This is a genomic window from Flavobacterium bizetiae, from assembly GCF_902804475.1.
Lineage (GTDB): Bacteria > Bacteroidota > Bacteroidia > Flavobacteriales > Flavobacteriaceae > Flavobacterium > Flavobacterium bizetiae.
In genome coordinates this window covers 58,119-77,078 of sequence record NZ_CADCSU010000099.1, presented here as the reverse complement: position 1 = coordinate 77,078, position 18,960 = coordinate 58,119, and the positions used below count along the sequence as shown (strand labels likewise).

The following is an 18,960-nucleotide window of genomic DNA, read 5'->3' as shown; positions in this document are numbered from 1 at the left end:
AAAACGCTTGCAACGGGTTAAAAAATCCTGTTACAAGCGTTTTTTTAATTCTCTAAAAACCAATCCCAATCAAAATAAGAGGTGTTTTTCAGTGCCCTCGATAAAATCTAAAGGCTTTTTTTATGTTTTAATAATTATATATTTCTAGAAGATAATACTCCGTTAGAAGTTAAATGTTGGTACAAAACAGGATTAGACAAAAAAATGTATCCCGTAAGGACTATACATTTATTAATTAAATCAGAATAAAATAAAAATTCCAAATCCCAACTATAAAATTGGAATTTGGAATTTTAAAAAATTTAGAATTTATTTTTTATTCAGCAGCTACTGCATTTTTTCTTTCTAACAATGCCATATAAAATCCGTCAAAACCAGATTCAGAAGCCAAAATTTTACGATCTTTTATGAAAGTAAATTGTTTTCCAATTTCGGTTTTTAGGAATTTTTCTACTTGTTCCTGATTTTCTGATGGTAAAACAGAACATGTTGCGTATACTAATTTCCCGCCTGGTTTTACAATTTTAGAATAGCTTTCTAAAACCTCTGCCTGTACTTTACGAATGTTATCAATAAATTCAGGCTGTAATTTCCATTTGGCGTCAGGATTTCTTTTAAGGACTCCTAAACCGCTACAAGGTGCATCAATTAAAACACGATCTGCTTTTTCGTGTAATTTTTTAATCACTTTTGTAGTGTCAATGATTCTGTATTCAATATTAAAAGCGCCATTTCTTTTTGCTCTTAATTTTAATTGTTTCAGTTTGCTTTCATACAAATCCATTGCAATCAGTTGTCCTTTGTTTTCCATCAAAGAAGCGATGTGCAACGTTTTTCCTCCAGCTCCGGCGCAAGTATCCACCACACGCATTCCTGGCTTTACATCCATAAAACCGGCGACCAATTGTGAGTTGGCATCCTGAACCTCAAAAAGTCCTTGTTTAAAAGCGTCTGTCAAAAATACATTTGCTCTTTCTTTTAAAACCAAAGCTTCAGGCTGATCTTTTAAATATTCTGTTTCAATATTCAAATCCATCAAAGTGTTTCTCAGGCTTTCTTTAGTTCCTTTAAGTGTATTAGTTCTTAAAATAACTTTAGCAGGCTGGTTTTGAGCTGCAATTTCTGTAGACCAAACTTTTTCTCCAAGTTCTTTTACACCCAATTCATCCATCCAGTCCGGAATAGATTCTTTTAGTGCTCTAATTTTAGAAAGTTCATCAAAACGTCCTTTTATTTTTCTTTCAGGAGTTCCTTCCAGTTGTTTCCAATCCGGGATTGGGTATCCTCTTAAAACGGCCCAAACTGCGAACATTCTCCATAAATTCTCTCTGTTGAAAGGTTCTTTTACTTCGGCAATTTCTGCATATAATCGTTTCCAACGAACAATTTCGTATATCGTTTCAGCAACAAACTTCCTGTCAGAACTTCCCCAACGTTTGTCTTTTTTTAATGCTCTTGCTACCACTTTGTCTGCATATTCTCCTTCATTGAAAATTGCATTTAAAGAATCGATGGTAGTATAAACTAAATTTCTGTGTAATCTCATTTTACTTATTTGAGTTGCAAAGGTACTATTAATTGATTGAAAGTTAAATTTTTAATTTTGATTGTTGTTTTAACTTTCTTTAAAAAGAAAAAAAACACTCTAATAAAGTTTAAAAGAGTGTTTTTCTGATGATGTTTTATAAAGGTTTTATTTTATAATTCGGGTTAATCCGATGTTTTCCGGAGCGTGAAGCACCATTGGGAATTTTTCTATTTTAACCGAACTACTATCTAAACCAAATGCTCTTTCTTCAGATAAACTCAGTTTCTTGATAAAGAAATAAGAGTTCATGATGATGTTTTCGTGCCATCTTAAATCGTTGTCATTTGATAAAAACTTCTCAGACAATACAAATTTAAAGTCTCCGATAATATTGTTTTTGTTTAATGATTCGTAACGGCTGGTAATATCAACTTCGCCACGTTTTACCATATCACGAATTACTTCTCTAAACATTAAATTGATTTTGGTAGGTTCTCTAAATCCTAAATTAAAATCGATTCTGTAAATATCGTCTTTCGCAATCTCAGTAACTTTATATTGTGTTTTATATGGTTCCGTAAGAATGTTTACGTGAACGAACCAATAAATATCAGCTCTCTTTGGGCGTTTTTGCAATATCGAGTATATTACTTTTTCTTCTAATTCATCTACACGGTTTGCATTGGTCATGTATACCAAATGCGTTGCGTATTTAGGAATAGATAAATCTTCGCTCAACTCCATTAATACCTTCTTATAATCGTCAATTTTGATGATTTTGGTATAGCTTTTATTAATTTTCTTAGCCAGATACCAGATTGTCATGATAGAGATCAAAACAGATGCAATGATTAACGTTACATAACCACCATCGGCAAATTTGGTAATATTAGCAATCAGGAAGCTGAATTCAATTAATAAATAAATGGTAATTAGCGGAACCATGAAATACAATTTTACACGCTTCATGATCAGGTAATAGTTAAGCAGAATCGTGGTCATGATCATACACAATACGATTGCTAAACCGTAAGCATGCTCCATATTACTTGATTTTTCGAAGTGTAAAACGATTCCAACACAACCAAAAAACAATAACCAGTTAATTGACGGAATATATAATTGTCCTTTTACTTCTGTAGGATATTTGATTTTTACTTTTGGCCAGAAATTCAAACGCATTGCTTCGTTAATCAATGTAAATGAACCACTAATAAGGGCCTGAGATGCAATAACCGCTGCCAGAGTTGCTACAACAATCCCGAATGGTAAAAACCAATGCGGCATGATAAGATAAAACGGATTTCCGTTTTCTCCGCCTAATTGTTGTAATGTGCTTCCTTCATGGTGTGTTAAATAAGCTGCCTGACCAAAATAGTTTAATACTAAAGTTAGTTTTACAAAAATCCAGCTAATTCTGATGTTTTTTCTACCGCAGTGTCCCATATCTGAGTACAGAGCTTCGGCTCCTGTTGTACATAAAAATACTAATCCAAGAACAAAGAATCCTTCGGGGTGAATTTGTAATAAATGATACGCATAATAAGGGTTGATAGCCTTTATAACTTCAGGATGCTGCAAAATTTGAATCGTTCCCAATGTTCCAAGCATGGCAAACCAAATTAACATCATTGGAGCGAAAAACTTTCCAACAAGCTTGGTTCCAAATTGTTGTATGGTAAATAAAACAAATAGAATTCCGATTACAATATAAACAATTGTCTCGGTTTGCATGGTAGGATAAAATGCTCTAATTCCTTCCACAGCAGATGATATCGAAATAGGAGGGGTTATAATTCCATCGGCAAGCAAGGCACTTCCTCCAATTATGGCGGGCACAATGAGCCATTGAATCTTTGTTTTCTTGACTAAGGCATAAAGGGCAAAAATACCACCCTCACCATGATTGTCTGCACTTAAAGTAATAAGTACGTACTTTATTGTAGTTTGTAAAGTCAAAGTCCAAAAAACACATGAGATACCTCCTAATACAATATCCGCATTTATGATATGTTCGCCAAGTATGGCTTTCATTACATATAAAGGAGAAGTACCAATATCCCCATAAATAATCCCTAATGTGATCAATAAACCCCCTATAGACAACTTACTATGTAAGTTTTTATGCGATGCGCTCATGTATGTTTTTATAAAAGACGGTTGCAAATTTACTGTTTTAAAACAAATTAGCATCAATTATAATTAAAAAGATAAAAAAAAGCACAATCGTTAAATTGTGCTTTAGTTTTTTATTTAGAAATGCGAATTTAATATTAACCTCTTCTTCCGCCGTAGCTTCTTGAACCATCGCCGCTTTCTCTTTGTGGCTGGCTGCTTCTGGATTCCTGGCTAGCTCGTGGAGACTCAGAACGTTGTGTATTTTGAGTTCTTGCTGAGCTTGATCGGTTTTCTGAACTACCTCTGCCTTCTGAGTAATTTCTCGTAGGTTCTGTTCTTTGAGGAGTTGGAGTTTCTGCTCTTTGAGTATAAGTTCCTCTGTTACTCACATTTCCTGATGAATTTCCTCTTGAAGTATTAGAACTGTTCTGATCGTAATTTCTTCTGTTCTCAGTTCTTGGAGTTGTGTTATCAACTCTTACCGGATTGTTATTGTTTACCGTAGCCGAATTGTCTCTGCTTACAGGAGTTGAACGATTTGTGTTATAGCTTCTGTCAGTATTTGTTCTGTTTTCAGCATAGTTTCTGTTTGTTGTTCTGTTATCTGGTGTAGAAACTCTTCCGCCATTAGATCTGTTAGTATTGTAAGTATTTTGAGTTCTGTTATAGTCTCTGCTTGCAACACGTCTTTGATCTAAATCGTATCTGTTTGTTACATTAGAATGTCTTTGAGCAAAGCTATAATCAGGTCTTCTTGTTTCGTAACCATAAGTACGTCTTGATTCGTATATAACAGGAGCTCTGTAACTTCTTCTTGTATTTACATAATTGTAATGATTGTTTACGTTAATGCATACATTGATGTTATTTCTGTATCTGTATACCGGATAAGGATTCCATGCTGCGTAATAGGTTGGATAGTAATTCCATCCCCAAGTTGAATAATACGGTCTGTAATTGGTTACCCAAAATGAAGAGTAAATTACGGGAACTACATTATAAACAGGCTCATAGATATAGTTGGCTCCATATAAATAAGTATTACCAACAACCTGTACGCTTACTTTGTTATAATTGTCTCTTTCGATATCAATTGTAGCAACGTCTTGGTAAACATCACGATCTAAAACTGCCTGAATAATTACTACGTGCGTTCTGTTTTCTACAGATTCAATAACACGTAAATAATCAACTTCGTTATCGCCATTTAAGTCAAGATTTGATATTTGATATTTTGGATCATTTAAACGTCTTTCGAAATCTTGTAAATTAGAAGATTCTCCAAACATAGAAGCCACTGCTCTAAGATCTAAATTATCGCTTATATCTGAATTTTTTGCATAAACAGTAGTTTGGCTTTGTGCTGAACAAGAACCAAAAACTAAAGCTGCAAACGCTATAAAAAGTAAATTAGTTTTCATGATAAAATCATATTAAAGATTAATATTCTGAGATATCCAATTACTGTGCCAGAAAAAAAACACGATCTTATTTTATATGTTATAAATAATTGTATTTTAGCAATAAAAAAAACTGATTTATATGAGAAAAGTAATATTTTTTTTCGGTGCTTTAATTTTATTAATGTCTTTTAAAGCGCTGAATCATAATGATGAAAGATCATTTTATAGTGGTTTTACTTCAATACAAATAGATACTTTGTTTCAGGATAAAATTAGTATTAGAGCGATATCAATTGATAAGAATAAAGTTTGGTACGGAGCTGATAATTCCCGATTTGGCTTTTACGATTTAGATAAAAAAGAGAAGTTTGAAGATCGTATTTATCGTGATACTTTAAATCTGGAATTTAGAAGTATTGCTCAAAATTCTCAGAGCGTATTTTTGTTAAGCGTAGGAAATCCTGCACTACTTTATCAGGTCTCAAAAAAAACACAAAAAGTTAAATTAGTTTATAAAGAAGTAAACCCGAAGGTGTTTTACGATAGTATGCAATTTTGGAATGACAAGGAAGGAATCGCCATTGGAGATCCTACAGAAGATACTTTTTCGATTATTGTAACGCGTGACGGAGGTGAAACCTGGACGAAAATATTATCGGATAAATTACCTACAAATGCCGAGGGTGAAGCCGCTTTTGCAGCTAGTAACTCGAATATTGTAATAAAAGGAAATGATACCTGGTTAGTTTCGGGAGGAAAAAAAGCACGTGTGTTCTATTCTCCGGATAAAGCGAAGACATGGAAAGTTATTGAAACTCCAATTGTTCAGGGAAAAACAATGACTGGTATTTTTACAGCTGATTTTTATGATGCCAAACACGGATTTATTGCTGGTGGTGATTATGAACTTCCTAACAAAAAAACAGATAATAAAGCTTTTACTACTGATGGCGGAAATACATGGAAATTAATAGGTCAGGATATGGGTTTTGGATACGCATCCTGCGTGCAATACGTTCCGGGCGGAAATGGTAAGGAAATCATTTGTGTGGGTTCTGAAGGTATTCAGTACTCTCAGAACGGTGGCGAAAACTGGACTCAATTATCTACAGATTCAAAACTTTTTACCATTCGTTTTGTAAACAGAAATACTGCAATTGCTGCAGGTCATAATAAAGTAATCAGAATACGTTTTAAATAACAAGAACCCTAAATAATAAAGTAAGTATTATTATATAGGGTTCTCGCAGCTGTTGTATTTTTAATTCCGGTTCTTATTTGTTACCGGCTTTGTCTCTGTACTGTTTTAATAATTTTCTATTAAAATCATCTTCAGATTTTTTAAGCTTTAATATTTTCTTTGCCGAAAGTATCTTTTTTAGACTGGTGTTGTATTTGTCGCGCAATAGATACAGTTCTTTATCTGTGCTTTCTATTTGCGATAAAAGCGTAGCAGCTTCTTTTTCTGACATCGAAGTAATGTTGTCGTCATCTAATTTGCGCAAATACATTTTCATTTTTTCATGACGCAATTCAAATTGTTTATCGTCATAAGCATTGTAAATTGGCCAGAATTTTTCTGCTTCTGTAGAAGTTAATTCAAGCTCAGTAGTTAAAAAAGAAACTTTATAAGCCTTAATTTTTTCCCGCTTTTCATCTGTTTTATCATTTTGGGCATAAAACGAAAAAGTAGCAAAGAATAGAATTATCGGTAATATATTTTTAATTTTCATCTTTTGATATTTTTATTTATTCTGAAATTAAATTTTCAATATTTGGATTTGAAGCTAAAATATCTTCAAGTGTTTCTTGTTCAAGAGCAACACCTTTGCCAAGTTTATCAATGTCTTTACTATCTAATTCTTTAATTAAATCATATTGATTTAAGTTAGACTGATAAGACAAATAAGTTTCTAAAGTGTCTTCGTCAAGTTCTTTAGAGGTAGTGTTGTAATTGTTTACTATAGGAATCATTAATGCAATTACAACTACAGCTGCAGCAAGGAATGAAAGAACTTTTTTACGCTTGTAAATCGGAATTACTTTTGTTTCTTTTTCTTCGTTTACCTGTTGTAAAATTTTTGTCGAAAAATCATCAAAATAATTCTCTGGCGTTTTAAATCCAGTTCCTATTTTCGGTTCGTTTTCTAGTTTAAATGCTTTCATAATATCTATAAGATAGGTTTAGTTACAAAAGGTTTAATTTGATGTAACATATATTTCAATTTTTTTTACAGCATGATGATAAGATGCTTTCAGAGCTCCAACCGAAGTTCCGAGGATTTCAGCAATTTCTTCGTATTTTAATTCCTGAAAATACTTCATTTTAAAAACCAATTGTTGCTTTTCCGGCAAGGTTACAATGGCCTTTTGAAGTTTGATCTGAATTTCGTCTCCATCAAAATAAACATCAGCTTTTAAATTGTCGATGGTTTTATTTTGAAGCGCTTCAGATGTTAATCCGCTTAGTTTTACCTTTTGATTTAAAAAAGTCAAAGCTTCATTGGTTGCGATTCTATACATCCACGAGAAAAGTTTACTTTCTCCTTTGAAATTTTTTAAATACTGAAAAACTTTTACGAAAGTATTTTGCAATACATCATCTGTATCATCATGATTCAAAACAATGTTTCGAATATGAGAATATAAAGGTTTTTGATAATCAGACACGAGTTTTTGAAACGCTGTGTTTTGCGTTTTAGGATTTAATAATTGTTGTATAAATTCCTTCTCGTCTGTCAAATTCCCTGATTTATCTTATTAGAATGAATTTTAAACAAAAGGTTTAATCAGTCTCGATTATTTTAGAATTCTGATTGTTCTTCTTCAGTAGTTTTAGGTGTTGTTACCTTAGGAGTAACTTTTGGTTTTGGTTTAGGAGCTGGTTTAGGTGCTTCTGAAGGATCAGTTTCTGTTGTTGGCTCTGAATATGTTGGTTCAACTTCTGTTCTGGTAACAGGAGTTTTAACAACAGGAACAGCTTTCGGTTTAACCGGAAAATAAATTTCGGTTATTAATTTAGAAGGGCTTTTTACATCTAGTTTACTAACGGTAAGGATTTCAAGGCGAGACCAGCTTAAATCCGGAGTAATTTTTTCTTTGTTGATGTAAGCTGTTGCTTTTGCAATGGCGCTGCTAGTATGAGAGTAATCCCCTTTTAGAGTTACTTTTACCGCTTCGAAACCATTTAAAGTTCCGCCCAAAATGTCACTTCCCGAAGTTGTCGAGATCTCTTTATTTGTTGGTAAACAAATAGAAATTTTGGCTAATCCGGTTGTAGTGTCGTAAGTATGATAAATAATAAAAGGTTTTCCGTTGGCCGATAAACCATTGGTTTCGCTAAACTCAATCAGTTTAGGAATAACGATTCTTGCGTTTTTGCTTATTTTCGAAATTTCGCTTGTAAACGTTTGTTTAATATAAGGAGTTTCAGTTTTATTTACCACTCCATTTACGTCAACAGCAAAAGTTTTAGTTTCGTAATCCAGGTTTTTATCAATGTTTGCTAGGCTTTTTTCATAAATAGTTCCAATAACTTTATCAGAACCTCCGTTTAGCGCCGTGTATACTTTAAATAAAAAGCTCATAGTTCCCGTTGCTTTCCAGGTTACTTTGGTTTTCCCTCCCAAAGTATCTTTAAAAGTCCAGTTAACATCAGCTTCTGTACCGTCATACTTCATTTTTTGCTGAATGCTTTCTCCTTCTTTAGTTTTAATGGTAATTGCATTTCCGTTTCCTTCGGCTCCAGCCCAATAATACGAAGCTCCGTTTCCGGCTGTTTTATTTGGGAAAGTCATTTTTATCGAAGGATCTGCTACCGACCACGATTCAAAATCTTCATAATTTCTAAAATCATTGATGTAATTATAAACGGTTGCTTTTGGTGAGTTGATCACTTTGCTTCTTTCTACAGAAAAAATCCCTTTTTGGGTAGCGACAAAAACAGTCAGGGCAACTAAGCTTAATAATAATAGTAGAAATAAATATTTTAGAATCTTCATTGTAGTCGTTTATTTTGTGTCGTAAAGTTATAAATTTTATTACTAGCCACGGTAATTGTGCCGCAATAAAAGTACACTTTATAAAATTATATTGATCGGTAAAAGCTGTAAATAAAACGTTTTTGAAGAAGTTTAATTGTAAAATCTTCAAAAAATATTTCATTCTAAATATAGCAATAAATTTTCGGAATTATCTTTTAAAGAAAAATTTGATCACAAACAAAAGAGCGATGAAAATCAGGAATACGATTAATACTTTATAATTTCCTTTATAGAAAATTTTGTGCAATGCAAGATCTTTTCGATAAGCAAATATCATTACGATTACAAATGCAATAAAAAAACAGAGTGCGAATATTAATTGTCCTTGGCTAAACATAGTTGAAAATTATTTTTGGCAAATTTAGAGAATTGTATACGAATAGTTGCTAATTTGGCATTTCATTTAAGCAAATAAAATCATGAAGAAACAACTTGATGCAGTTACAGAATTTCATACTGCTTTTAAAATAGGTCATAGCCAAACCCCAATTGCAGATTTGGGCGAAACTAAAAAGATACTTCGTTATAATTTGATGAAAGAAGAAAACGAAGAATATCTTGAAGCAGTTCAAAACAATGATTTAGTTGAAATTGCTGATGCTCTTGGAGATATGATGTATATTTTGTGCGGAACTATTATCGAGCATGGTTTACAGGATAAAATTGAAGCTGTTTTTGATGAAATTCAACGTAGTAATATGAGCAAATTAGGCGAAGACGGACAACCAATTTATAGAGAAGATGGTAAAGTAATGAAAGGCCCGAATTATTTTAAACCTGATTTTTCGAAATTCTTGTAACTAAAATTAACCGCAAAGGGCGCTAAGATTTAATTTTTCTTTACGCATAGAAAACACAAAGTTCGCAAAGCTAGATCAACACAAAGCTTTGCGAACTTTGCGTTTAATCTTTGCGGACTTTGCGGTAAAATTAGCTTTGCATTTTATGATATAAACAGAAAACCCGATAAATTTTTAAAATCTATCGGGTTTGTTTTTATAAAAATCTTTTGATTATTGAACTTTTACAGTCCAGCCAAAAGTATCTTCAGAAAGTTTGTTTTGAAGATTTGTTAGTTTTTCTTTTAAAAGAGAAGCGTATGAATTCTCAACCGGAGTCATTTCATAATAAACATCCTGATAAGAGAAACCTTTAATAACGCTGATAACTGCAGCAGTTCCAGCTCCGAAGATTTCTTTTAAAGATCCGTTTTTAGCAGCTTCTACTAATTCTGAAACAATAACAGGGCGAACCTCTACATTAAGCCCTTCTTTTTCTGCCATAGCAATCAAACTTTTTCTGGTAATACCATCTAAAATTCTTTCGCTTGTTGGAGCAGTTAGTAAAGTATCATTAATTCTAAAGAAAACGTTCATTGTTCCCGCTTCTTCTAATTTTGTATGCGTTGCATCATCTGTCCAGATTACTTGTTGAAAGCCATCTTTGTTAGCCAGATTTGTTGGGTAAAACTGTGCAGCGTAGTTTCCTGCAGCTTTTGCAGCTCCAATTCCACCATTTGCAGCTCTACTGTAATGCTCAGCAATAATTACTTTTACTTCGCCGGCATAATAAGATTGTGCAGGAGAAAGTAAAATCATGAATTTATATTCATCAGAAGGATTGGCTACAACACCAGCCCCTGTAGCGATCATAAAAGGACGAATGTACATACTGCTTCCGTTACCTTTTTGAATCCACTCCTGGTCAATTTTTAATAATTCATTCAAACCATCCATAAAAATAGATTCCGGAACTTCTGGCATTGCCATACGAACTGCAGAATTATTAAAACGTTTGTAGTTTTCATCAGGTCTAAACAACCAAACATCGTTATTGTCATCTTTGTAAGCTTTCATTCCTTCAAAAATAGCTTGTCCGTAATGAAAGACTTTTGAAGAAGGATCCATTAAAATTGGAGCATAAGGCTTAATGACAGGATTTTGCCACTCTCCATTTTTAAAATCACATTCGAATAAATGGTCTGTAAAAACAGCACCAAAGCTTAAGTTTTGAAAGTCTACTCCGCTTATTTTTGACGAAGTTGCTTTTCTGATTTCAATTTTGCTTGTTTGAGTTGTACTCATAATTATGTAAAGTTTTTATGTAATTTTCATTGCAAAAGAAAGATCTAAAGCAATGATTTGGTGTGAAATAGAATTTACTGAATGCAAAATTAAGTAAAAATATATAAAATCCTTAGTAAAACTGCATTATTTATGGCCTTTAACTGAGATTTATTTATCTTATAATAAAGTCAAATAATTAAGATAGTTTTATAGAGAATTTATGAAAAAACAGCCGTTTTTTAAGGCTTTACGCATTTGTTTTGATTAAATTTGGCTATTAAAATGTACCAAAAGGCAGTAAATTCCATTATAAAGTTCTAAAAAAGTGAAAAGAGAAATAATTAAAACGCTAGATGGCTCAACAACAATTCATTTGCAGGATTGGGATGAGTGTTATCATTCTAAACATGGCGCCATTCAGGAAGCAAAACATGTATTTATAAAAAATGGACTTTCGTTATTTGATAATAATCCGGTTAATATTTTAGAAATTGGTTTTGGAACAGGTTTGAATGCTTTTATTACTTTTTTAGAATCAAATCAAAAAAATCAGAAGATTGATTATGTTGGGGTAGAAGCATATCCGGTTGAAGCCAGTGAGGTTTTAGAAATGAATTATGTTACGGAACTAAACGCATTGGAATTTGAGAACATTTTTGAGAAAATGCATAAATGTGATTGGGATAAAAAAACCGAAATTTGCGATGCCTTCTCGTTAACCAAAAGGAAACAATTTTTTCATGAAATCGACGATTTAGAAATTTTTGATTTGATTTACTTTGACGCCTTTGGATATCGAGTGCAGCCGGAGCTTTGGAGTACCGAGATTTTTCAGAAAATGTACAACAGTTTAAAGCCAAATGGAGTTCTTGTTACTTATGCAGCGCGAGGAGTTGTTAAAAGAAGTATGATCGAAGTTGGATTTACGGTTGAAAAATTGGCAGGACCTCCGGGCAAACGAGAAATGTTTCGAGCCTTTAAAAGGGCTTAAATGAATTGTTTAGAACGATTCTATATTGATTTATACGCATTAAGAAAACGTGTTCGTTGCTAAAGTTTTTAAAATAATAAGTTAAAATGAATGCATATGAATGATATTTGATTAAATTTGTGCGAGTTTAAAAATATAGATAACCCCCGAAAATCTTATTTTATTATGTCAAAAATGATGTTTGATTACACGAAATCAATACTTGAGAGAGTAAGTTTCGATCCGATACTTTTCTGTAAAGAATTAGAAAAAGCTATCAAAACGCTGTTACCATACGAAATGGAGCAATTACAAGAATGGTTGATGAATTTTATTATTGAAAAACCAGAACTAAAACAAAGTTTACTACTAATCAAAGTATAAAAAAAAGGAGCCAAAATTGGCTCCTTTTTTTATGTCTATTTCTTTTGTAGCGGACTCACAATTTGAACGTTCTGAAAAACAATTGCTCCTTTGACAACTCCGGCAATTGTAGATCTTAGGGCGTCAATGATTTGCATTTTTAATTCGCTCTTTGGGTAAATTAAACTTACTTCACGAGCAGGTTTTGGTTCCTTAAAATTTCGTAGTTTCAGCTTATCGGAATCTTTTAAGTCTAAGGTGTGCAAGTACGGAAGTAACGTTGTGCCTAACCCTTCGTCGGCTAATTTTATCAGGGTCTCAAAGCTTCCACTTTGTATCTGAAAATTATTTTGGTCGATATCAGTACCGTTTTTGCATAAATTCAAAATTCCGTCTCTAAAACAATGTCCGTCCTGCAAAAGCAAAATTTCATTGATGTTCAAATCGGCAATTTCGATTTCTTCTTTCTGAAAACTGGCGTGATGTTCCGGGATATAAGCTACGAAAGGCTCAAAGTATAGAACAATCTCTTTTATTTTTTCGTCTTCAAGCGGTGTTGCAGCAATTGCGGCATCGAGATGACCATTTTTTAATTTTACAATAATTTCATCTGTATTCAGCTCTTCGATTAAAAGCTTTACTTTAGGATACTTTTTGATGAAGTTATTCAAAAACATTGGCAATAGGGTAGGCATGATGGTTGGGATAATTCCTAAACGAAATTCTCCACCAATAAAACCTTTTTGCTGTTCTACAATATCTTTGATTCTATCTGCTTCGTTTACAATGTTCTTGGCCTGATTGACAATTTTCTGACCAATATCTGTAAGCTGGATTGGTTTCTTACTTCTGTCAAAAATTAAAATATTAAGTTCTTCTTCGATTTTTTGAATCTGCATACTTAATGTAGGTTGTGTAACAAAACATTTTTCGGCAGCTAGTGTAAAATTTTTATGCTCGGCAACGGCTAATACATATTGTAATTGAGTTATAGTCATCTTGATAGTATTTTTTGATGCAAAAATAAGAAAATATAATTTTTTTTTATAATATTTTTAAAGAACTTATATTAAATTTGTAGTAAACTTATTATAAAACGAAAAGCTATGAAAACAAATATTTTAGGATTACCTGTAAAAGAGTCAGAATTGTTAGTAAAGGAATTAAATATTCTGTTATCAAATTTTCAGGTTTATTACCAAAACTTAAGAGGAATCCACTGGAACATTCGTGGTAAACGTTTTTTTGACTTACATGTTAAGTTCGAAGAATTGTATACAGATGCCCAGTTAAAAATCGATATGATTGCAGAAAGAGTTTTAACGATAGGAGGAACTCCATTACATACATTTGAAGATTATATTAAAAATAACAAATTAGCGGTTGGAAAAAATATCTCAAACGATGAGAAAGCAGTTCACCTAATTATAAACTCTCTATCTGATTTATTAAAAATCGAAAGAGAAATTTTAAAACAATCTGACGAAATTAATGACGAAGGGACAAATTCTTTGATGAGCGACTTCATTGCAGAGCAGGAAAAAACAATCTGGATGATGAGAGCCTGGTTAGAAGAAGAATTGTAAAGCCTTGTTTGTGAAATAATTAAAAGCAGAATTATCAAATTTGATAATTCTGCTTTTTTGTTATTGTTAAATTTGTATAAAAATTTTGCCCTCGCGCTTTGATTTTATTTGTTTAACACTATTTTTGCTTCGATGAAAATACTAGCCCGCATATTATTATTCATATTTATTGCCTTCTTATCGACCCCAACAATTGTTCAGGCGATAAAGAAAGGGACAAATACGGCTATATCTTTCAATTGTGCAGAAGAGGAAGTTCATAAAGAACTAAAATCTATTGTACATCCTGTAATATTAGAACACGAGGTTTTATTACCCGTTTATATTCAAAAGAAAACGATTGTTTCTGAAAACATCGTAAAATTAGATAATATTTCTCCGAGCATATTTGCTCCACCTCCCAACTTGGTATAATACTTCCGATTATTTTGAACTACGCTGCATTTTTTAGTAAATGTGGTAAATCTTTAATGAATAATTTTTTTAGTATTGTATTATTATGACAAAAAAAATCAATCTTTTTGCCAACCTTAAATCTGATTTTGCTTCAGGTTTAGTGGTTTTCCTGGTGGCTCTTCCATTGTGTTTAGGTATTGCAATGGCTTCTGGAGCGCCGTTGTTTTCTGGTATTATCTCGGGTGTTATTGGTGGTATTGTGGTAGGCTATTTAAGCCAGTCACACATTAGTGTTTCGGGGCCAGCAGCTGGATTAACAGCTATTGTTTTAACTGCTATTACTGATTTTGGTGCTTTCGATGTGTTTTTAATGTCTGTTTTTATTGCGGGACTAATTCAGTTAGCATTAGGGTTTTTAAGAGCCGGAAGTATCTCAAACTATTTTCCAACAAATGTTATTGAAGGAATGTTGGCAGGTATCGGGATCATTATTATTTTAAAACAATTGCCTCATGCTTTTGGTTATGATGCAGATTTTGAGGGTGATCAGGCTTTTATTCAAAACGATGGAAGCAACTCTTTTTCATTTTTATTTGATGTTTTAAACCATATTCACTTAGGTGCAGTTGTTATTTCGCTGGTTTCACTGGTGATATTGATCTCGTGGGATAAAGTATCTTTTTTAAAGAAATTAAAATTAATTCCGGGAGCACTTGTTGCCGTTCTTATAGGTATAGCTTTAAATGAATTTTTTATATCTACAGGAAGCTCATTGGCGATTGCAAAAGAACATTTGGTTTCATTGCCAGTTCCAAAGTCTTTTGATGAATTTAAATCTATTCTAATTACACCAAATTTTGCTGCGGTTACCAATCCACAAGTTTGGGTAGTTGCTATTACAATTGCCATTGTAGCTTCTATAGAAACATTGCTTTGTATTGAAGCTTCTGATAGAATGGATGTTCAAAAACGTTATACCAACACCAATGTTGAGTTAAAAGCACAAGGTATCGGTAATATGGTGAGTTCACTTTTAGGTGGTTTACCAATGACATCAGTTGTAGTAAGATCATCTGCCAACAATAATGCAGGTGCAAAATCTAAGATGTCATCTATTATTCATGGTGTATTGTTGCTATTAAGTGTTTTGTCTATTCCGGCACTTTTAAATAAAATTCCGTTGGCAACTTTGGCAACTGTATTAATTCTAGTAGGATACAAATTAGCTAAACCTGCCACTTTCAAACATTTCTGGGAGAAAGGAAAATACCAATTCATCCCTTTCGTTGCAACATTAGTATTTGTTGTAGCTACGGATTTACTTAAAGGAGTGGCGTTAGGAATTATCATTAGTGTAATTTTTGTATTGAGAGGAAACTTAAAAAGAGCTTACAGCTTCAAAAAAGAAGAATACGAAGACGGAGATGTTATTCATATCGATTTGGCTCAGGAAGTTTCATTCCTGAACAAAGCAGCGATTAAATTAACATTGAATGAAATTCCGGAAAACTCTAAGGTAATCATCAATGCACAGGATACAGAGTATATTGCTCATGATGTTCTGGATTTAATTCGTGAGTTTAAAGAAACCCGCGCTGTAGATGACAACATCAAAGTAAAACTAAAAGGATTTAAAGAAGCTTATGAGCTTGAAAATTCACCGGATCTTAGTAATCACGTATCAATTGAGCATTATTATGATGTTGCAAAGAGAGCGTTGGTTAAAAAAGAAACCATAAAAGAAGATTTTTAAACAAATTAAATTAATTAAAGGTATTTCTTCATTGTGAGAAATATGAAAAATTAGATAACTTTACAATAGTTATTTTTAATATGTTTAAACATGTAGAAATACCATTCAAAAAAACAAAAATACAATGAGAAAGTTTTATGAGCAGTTATTAGAGAATAATAAAGAATGGGTTGAAAAATCATTAGCATTAGACCCTAACTTTTTTGCAGATTTAGCCAAAGGACAAACTCCGCCATTATTATGGATTGGATGTTCTGATAGCCGTGTTCCTGCAAATGAGATTATTGGAGCTAAACCTGGAGAAGTTTTTGTACACCGTAATATTGCAAATATGGTAGTACACTCAGATATGAATATGTTGAGTGTTCTGGATTATGCAGTAAATGTTCTTAAAGTAAAACACGTTATCGTGTGCGGACATTACGGTTGTGGTGGTGTAAAAGCAGCAATGGGAAATATGTCTGTTGGAATTATTGACAACTGGATTCGTCACATTAAAGATGAATATCGTTTACACGATAAGTATCTTAACTCAATTGAAGATGAAACAGAACGTTTTAATGCTTTTGTTGAAATTAATGCTAAAGAACAAGTATACAATTTAGCAAAAACTTCAATCGTACAAGGAGCCTGGAAAAACGGTCAGGATTTAATGCTTCACGGATGGGTTTACGGTTTAAATTCAGGTTTTGTAACTGATTTGAATGTAAATATCGCATCAAATGAAGAATTAGATGAGGTTTACCAACTAAGTAATCTATAAGAAAATAAAAAATCGCCTCAAAAGGGCGATTTTTTTTATTCGTTTTCGTCTAGATTTTCATTGAAAGCCGATGGTAATAAAGTTGGAATAAACTTTATCAGAATCGGTAATAACAAACTTCCGCCGGGAAGTAAAAATATGGTTAGTGACGGAATCGTTTTGCAAATATCCAAAAGTTGTTTTTTTACTTTTTTCTTTTCTTTGGCATCCAGATCTCTTGTTGTAGAATAAGCCAATAGAACCATTAATTCCTTACTCTGAATAATTTCCTTCACCAGTCTGTTTTTGTTTCTTACAATCAGTTTTACAACGCTGTGTGTCATCTGATCGTAGAAATGTTTGACCGGGTTGGAATAATTAAAATACGGAATCTTCTTTTTATGTGTCGTGATAAAATCATTAGTAGTATCGATGCTTTTGGTTACAAAATCATCCGAAACTCCCATCATGGATCCTAATGAGTATAAAAAGTAAGCTTCTTCATTTTCGACTACACCATCGCTCCATAAAGCCATTCCGGCCATATCGATTAAATAGTAATGCTCCAGTTTATTCTTGAAATAATCCAGTTGCAATGTTTCTAAAGTATCTACAGTAACTTTTGAAAATTTAGAATATCGAATAGAAGCCTCAAAAAGTTTGATTAATAAATCGTCATGTTGCGATTTTACGGTTTTGGTTTTTAAAGCCAGGCCTACAATGCCCAAAACAGTTTCTTCAATTCGTTTAAGATATTTATCCGGAATTGAGCCGTGTTCTAAATATTGTCTGAAAGCCAGCACATCAATAAACAAAAGCGCATTGGTAACCAAATGCGAAAAGTTTTTACTAATGATACTGTCATTAGTCTGAACGCGCTGATCGATTATATTTTCTAATGAAAGGGAAGGAGTGTCTTTTGGAAGTAAAATTTTAAACAAGTTAAATCCTTCCGGACTCATTTCTTTATAAAACTTTAAAACTTCGGCAATAAAATTACTCGGTTCTGAGCTTCTTTTTTCTAAGCAAAAAACGTGATATAAAGTATTTAATAAGGCAACCTTAGAAATTTCGGTCTTGAACCAGCCTTTTATAGGAACCGGAACCTGAGAATCAATAGCTATGATATGACCATAGATAAAACCAGTTTCTCTGACTTTATAGTAAAACGATTCTGCATTCTCAAAAGGAATGGCCTCTGAAAACTTTTGTTCACTAAAAAACTTATCTATCCAACCTGATGCTGATGGGTTAATCATTAACTTTAATTTATAGCTGCAAAGCTATATCTTTTTCTTGTTTTAGGATAAATTTTAAATGAAATAACCACTAGATTTTGTGAAAATGTAGTGGTTATTTGTTTTTTTTATTTGATAATTCCGGCACAAGCAACTCTTCCGCCTGCATTTCCGGTAGGCTGTGTTGTAAAATCATCTGTTCCCTGATGTACAATTAACCCTTTTCCAAGAATATCTTTGTTTGCATCTCCGCAACCAATACACCATTCGTCAGTAGTTAATGTGATAGTTCCGTTACCTTTTGCATCAGCAGTAAAGTTTCCAATATCACCTTTGTGGTATTCTGCAACACCCCATTTTCCGTGTTTTTTAAATGTTGGATTCCAGTGTCCTCCAGCAGAACTTCCATCGGCAGAACTACAATCCGCTTTTTCATGAATGTGTATTGCGTGAACTCCGGGAGCCAAACCAGTCATTTTTGCAACAAAAGTTACTTTACCGTTTTTCTCTGTAAAAGTAGCAGTTCCGGCAACAGTGCTATTACTTTTTGGCTCTAAAGCAATAGTTAGAGTTTTGGCATCATTTGATTTTGTATTAGTCTTACAGCCAATGATTAAAGCTGTAATTATAGCGAAAGAAACAATTATTTTTTTCATGTAAGAGGCTTTTAAATTAAAGATTAAGTAAATTTAACATAAAATTCCGACATTGATTGACGCTAATAGTTAAAAAAATCTAAAACTATTGGTTGTAA

General features: G+C 32.7%; 20 protein-coding genes. 8 read left to right on the top strand and 12 right to left on the bottom strand.

The genetic code is table 11. The annotated features are described in order from the left end of the window. Positions 1 to 316: 316 nt before the first annotated feature. The 3 genes from FLACOL7796_RS13340 to FLACOL7796_RS13330 form a co-directional block, all read right to left on the bottom strand. Positions 317 to 1,546 carry an RsmB/NOP family class I SAM-dependent RNA methyltransferase gene (locus FLACOL7796_RS13340; RefSeq protein WP_173971264.1) on the bottom strand — a complete coding sequence of 410 codons (1,230 nt, stop codon included), beginning with the start codon at positions 1,544 to 1,546 and terminating at the stop codon, positions 317 to 319. A 147-nt stretch (positions 1,547 to 1,693) separates the two neighbouring features. After that, on the bottom strand, positions 1,694 to 3,667 hold the full coding sequence (locus FLACOL7796_RS13335) for a KUP/HAK/KT family potassium transporter (protein ID WP_173971263.1): 1,974 nt from the start codon (positions 3,665 to 3,667) through the stop codon (positions 1,694 to 1,696). Positions 3,668 to 3,801: 134 nt separating this feature from the next. After that, entirely contained in the window at positions 3,802 to 5,067 is a 1,266-nt protein-coding gene (locus FLACOL7796_RS13330; protein ID WP_173971262.1) for a hypothetical protein, read from the bottom strand. A 121-nt stretch (positions 5,068 to 5,188) separates the two neighbouring features. On the opposite strand from FLACOL7796_RS13330, the gene FLACOL7796_RS13325 reads away from it, so the two are divergent. Further along, on the top strand, positions 5,189 to 6,250 hold the full coding sequence (locus tag FLACOL7796_RS13325) for a beta propeller repeat protein (RefSeq protein WP_173971261.1): 1,062 nt from the start codon (positions 5,189 to 5,191) through the stop codon (positions 6,248 to 6,250). A 73-nt stretch (positions 6,251 to 6,323) separates the two neighbouring features. Here the strand turns inward: FLACOL7796_RS13325 and FLACOL7796_RS13320 are convergent, their stop codons facing one another. From FLACOL7796_RS13320 to FLACOL7796_RS24680, 5 genes are all read right to left on the bottom strand, one after another. After that, positions 6,324 to 6,782 carry a sensor of ECF-type sigma factor gene (locus tag FLACOL7796_RS13320; RefSeq protein ID WP_173971260.1) on the bottom strand — a complete coding sequence of 153 codons (459 nt, stop codon included), beginning with the start codon at positions 6,780 to 6,782 and terminating at the stop codon, positions 6,324 to 6,326. 16 nt (positions 6,783 to 6,798) lie between these two features. Further along, positions 6,799 to 7,215, bottom strand: a complete 417-nt coding sequence (locus FLACOL7796_RS13315; protein WP_173971259.1) for a hypothetical protein — start codon at positions 7,213 to 7,215, stop codon at positions 6,799 to 6,801. 33 nt (positions 7,216 to 7,248) lie between these two features. After that, a complete protein-coding gene (locus FLACOL7796_RS13310; protein WP_173971258.1) occupies positions 7,249 to 7,791 on the bottom strand; it encodes an RNA polymerase sigma factor in 543 nt (180 codons plus the stop codon). A 62-nt stretch (positions 7,792 to 7,853) separates the two neighbouring features. After that, on the bottom strand, positions 7,854 to 9,050 hold the full coding sequence (locus FLACOL7796_RS13305) for an SRPBCC family protein (RefSeq protein ID WP_173971257.1): 1,197 nt from the start codon (positions 9,048 to 9,050) through the stop codon (positions 7,854 to 7,856). Between the two features lie 190 nt (positions 9,051 to 9,240). After that, positions 9,241 to 9,429: a hypothetical protein gene (locus FLACOL7796_RS24680; RefSeq protein ID WP_232067373.1), complete on the bottom strand. Its 189-nt coding sequence runs from the start codon at positions 9,427 to 9,429 to the stop codon at positions 9,241 to 9,243. An 82-nt stretch (positions 9,430 to 9,511) separates the two neighbouring features. Between FLACOL7796_RS24680 and FLACOL7796_RS13300 the strand changes: the two genes are divergently transcribed. Beyond that, a complete protein-coding gene (locus FLACOL7796_RS13300; RefSeq protein WP_173971256.1) occupies positions 9,512 to 9,892 on the top strand; it encodes a pyrophosphohydrolase domain-containing protein in 381 nt (126 codons plus the stop codon). A 213-nt stretch (positions 9,893 to 10,105) separates the two neighbouring features. Here FLACOL7796_RS13300 and FLACOL7796_RS13295 read toward each other — a convergent pair whose 3' ends face one another. Further along, positions 10,106 to 11,176 carry a branched-chain amino acid aminotransferase gene (locus tag FLACOL7796_RS13295; protein ID WP_173971255.1) on the bottom strand — a complete coding sequence of 357 codons (1,071 nt, stop codon included), beginning with the start codon at positions 11,174 to 11,176 and terminating at the stop codon, positions 10,106 to 10,108. 307 nt (positions 11,177 to 11,483) lie between these two features. Between FLACOL7796_RS13295 and mnmD the strand changes: the two genes are divergently transcribed. Together mnmD and FLACOL7796_RS13285 are read left to right on the top strand one after the other, a co-directional pair. Further along, positions 11,484 to 12,149, top strand: coding sequence for a tRNA (5-methylaminomethyl-2-thiouridine)(34)-methyltransferase MnmD (gene mnmD, locus FLACOL7796_RS13290; RefSeq protein ID WP_173971254.1), 666 nt, complete (start codon positions 11,484 to 11,486; stop codon positions 12,147 to 12,149). A gap of 165 nt (positions 12,150 to 12,314) precedes the next feature. Then, positions 12,315 to 12,512, top strand: coding sequence for a hypothetical protein (locus FLACOL7796_RS13285; protein WP_065450557.1), 198 nt, complete (start codon positions 12,315 to 12,317; stop codon positions 12,510 to 12,512). A gap of 35 nt (positions 12,513 to 12,547) precedes the next feature. Here FLACOL7796_RS13285 and FLACOL7796_RS13280 read toward each other — a convergent pair whose 3' ends face one another. Further along, on the bottom strand, positions 12,548 to 13,489 hold the full coding sequence (locus FLACOL7796_RS13280; RefSeq protein WP_173971253.1) for a LysR substrate-binding domain-containing protein: 942 nt from the start codon (positions 13,487 to 13,489) through the stop codon (positions 12,548 to 12,550). Between the two features lie 108 nt (positions 13,490 to 13,597). On the opposite strand from FLACOL7796_RS13280, the gene FLACOL7796_RS13275 reads away from it, so the two are divergent. The 4 genes from FLACOL7796_RS13275 (at position 13,598) to can (ending at position 16,989) form a co-directional block, all read left to right on the top strand. Continuing rightward, a complete protein-coding gene (locus FLACOL7796_RS13275) occupies positions 13,598 to 14,077 on the top strand; it encodes a Dps family protein (RefSeq protein ID WP_173971252.1) in 480 nt (159 codons plus the stop codon). Between the two features lie 132 nt (positions 14,078 to 14,209). Continuing rightward, the gene (locus FLACOL7796_RS13270) at positions 14,210 to 14,491 is read left to right on the top strand and encodes a hypothetical protein (RefSeq protein ID WP_232067372.1); all 282 of its coding nucleotides are present in this window, start codon (positions 14,210 to 14,212) and stop codon (positions 14,489 to 14,491) included. Between the two features lie 85 nt (positions 14,492 to 14,576). Further along, entirely contained in the window at positions 14,577 to 16,226 is a 1,650-nt protein-coding gene (locus FLACOL7796_RS13265) for a SulP family inorganic anion transporter (RefSeq protein ID WP_173971250.1), read from the top strand. Positions 16,227 to 16,350: 124 nt separating this feature from the next. Continuing rightward, a complete protein-coding gene (gene can, locus FLACOL7796_RS13260) occupies positions 16,351 to 16,989 on the top strand; it encodes a carbonate dehydratase (RefSeq protein ID WP_173971249.1) in 639 nt (212 codons plus the stop codon). A gap of 35 nt (positions 16,990 to 17,024) precedes the next feature. Here the strand turns inward: can and FLACOL7796_RS13255 are convergent, their stop codons facing one another. Further along, positions 17,025 to 18,227, bottom strand: coding sequence for an LETM1-related biofilm-associated protein (locus FLACOL7796_RS13255; RefSeq protein WP_173971248.1), 1,203 nt, complete (start codon positions 18,225 to 18,227; stop codon positions 17,025 to 17,027). Positions 18,228 to 18,334: 107 nt separating this feature from the next. Next, on the bottom strand, positions 18,335 to 18,862 hold the full coding sequence (locus FLACOL7796_RS13250; RefSeq protein WP_173971247.1) for a superoxide dismutase family protein: 528 nt from the start codon (positions 18,860 to 18,862) through the stop codon (positions 18,335 to 18,337). Between the last annotated feature and the right edge of the window lie 98 nt (positions 18,863 to 18,960).

What these genes read in the sequence shown, in the direction of transcription:
- FLACOL7796_RS13340 (WP_173971264.1), bottom strand. Translation starts at nt 1,546, where the DNA reads ATGAGATTACACAGAAATTTAGTTTATACTACCATCGATTCTTTAAAT.
- FLACOL7796_RS13335 (WP_173971263.1), bottom strand. Translation starts at nt 3,667, where the DNA reads ATGAGCGCATCGCATAAAAACTTACATAGTAAGTTGTCTATAGGGGGT.
- FLACOL7796_RS13330 (WP_173971262.1), bottom strand. Translation starts at nt 5,067, where the DNA reads ATGAAAACTAATTTACTTTTTATAGCGTTTGCAGCTTTAGTTTTTGGT.
- FLACOL7796_RS13325 (WP_173971261.1), top strand. Translation starts at nt 5,189, where the DNA reads ATGAGAAAAGTAATATTTTTTTTCGGTGCTTTAATTTTATTAATGTCT.
- FLACOL7796_RS13320 (WP_173971260.1), bottom strand. Translation starts at nt 6,782, where the DNA reads ATGAAAATTAAAAATATATTACCGATAATTCTATTCTTTGCTACTTTT.
- FLACOL7796_RS13315 (WP_173971259.1), bottom strand. Translation starts at nt 7,215, where the DNA reads ATGAAAGCATTTAAACTAGAAAACGAACCGAAAATAGGAACTGGATTT.
- FLACOL7796_RS13305 (WP_173971257.1), bottom strand. Translation starts at nt 9,050, where the DNA reads ATGAAGATTCTAAAATATTTATTTCTACTATTATTATTAAGCTTAGTT.
- FLACOL7796_RS24680 (WP_232067373.1), bottom strand. Translation starts at nt 9,429, where the DNA reads ATGTTTAGCCAAGGACAATTAATATTCGCACTCTGTTTTTTTATTGCA.
- FLACOL7796_RS13300 (WP_173971256.1), top strand. Translation starts at nt 9,512, where the DNA reads ATGAAGAAACAACTTGATGCAGTTACAGAATTTCATACTGCTTTTAAA.
- FLACOL7796_RS13295 (WP_173971255.1), bottom strand. Translation starts at nt 11,176, where the DNA reads ATGAGTACAACTCAAACAAGCAAAATTGAAATCAGAAAAGCAACTTCG.
- FLACOL7796_RS13285 (WP_065450557.1), top strand. Translation starts at nt 12,315, where the DNA reads ATGTCAAAAATGATGTTTGATTACACGAAATCAATACTTGAGAGAGTA.
- FLACOL7796_RS13280 (WP_173971253.1), bottom strand. Translation starts at nt 13,489, where the DNA reads ATGACTATAACTCAATTACAATATGTATTAGCCGTTGCCGAGCATAAA.
- FLACOL7796_RS13275 (WP_173971252.1), top strand. Translation starts at nt 13,598, where the DNA reads ATGAAAACAAATATTTTAGGATTACCTGTAAAAGAGTCAGAATTGTTA.
- FLACOL7796_RS13270 (WP_232067372.1), top strand. Translation starts at nt 14,210, where the DNA reads ATGAAAATACTAGCCCGCATATTATTATTCATATTTATTGCCTTCTTA.
- FLACOL7796_RS13265 (WP_173971250.1), top strand. Translation starts at nt 14,577, where the DNA reads ATGACAAAAAAAATCAATCTTTTTGCCAACCTTAAATCTGATTTTGCT.
- can (WP_173971249.1), top strand. Translation starts at nt 16,351, where the DNA reads ATGAGAAAGTTTTATGAGCAGTTATTAGAGAATAATAAAGAATGGGTT.
- FLACOL7796_RS13255 (WP_173971248.1), bottom strand. Translation starts at nt 18,227, where the DNA reads ATGATTAACCCATCAGCATCAGGTTGGATAGATAAGTTTTTTAGTGAA.
- FLACOL7796_RS13250 (WP_173971247.1), bottom strand. Translation starts at nt 18,862, where the DNA reads ATGAAAAAAATAATTGTTTCTTTCGCTATAATTACAGCTTTAATCATT.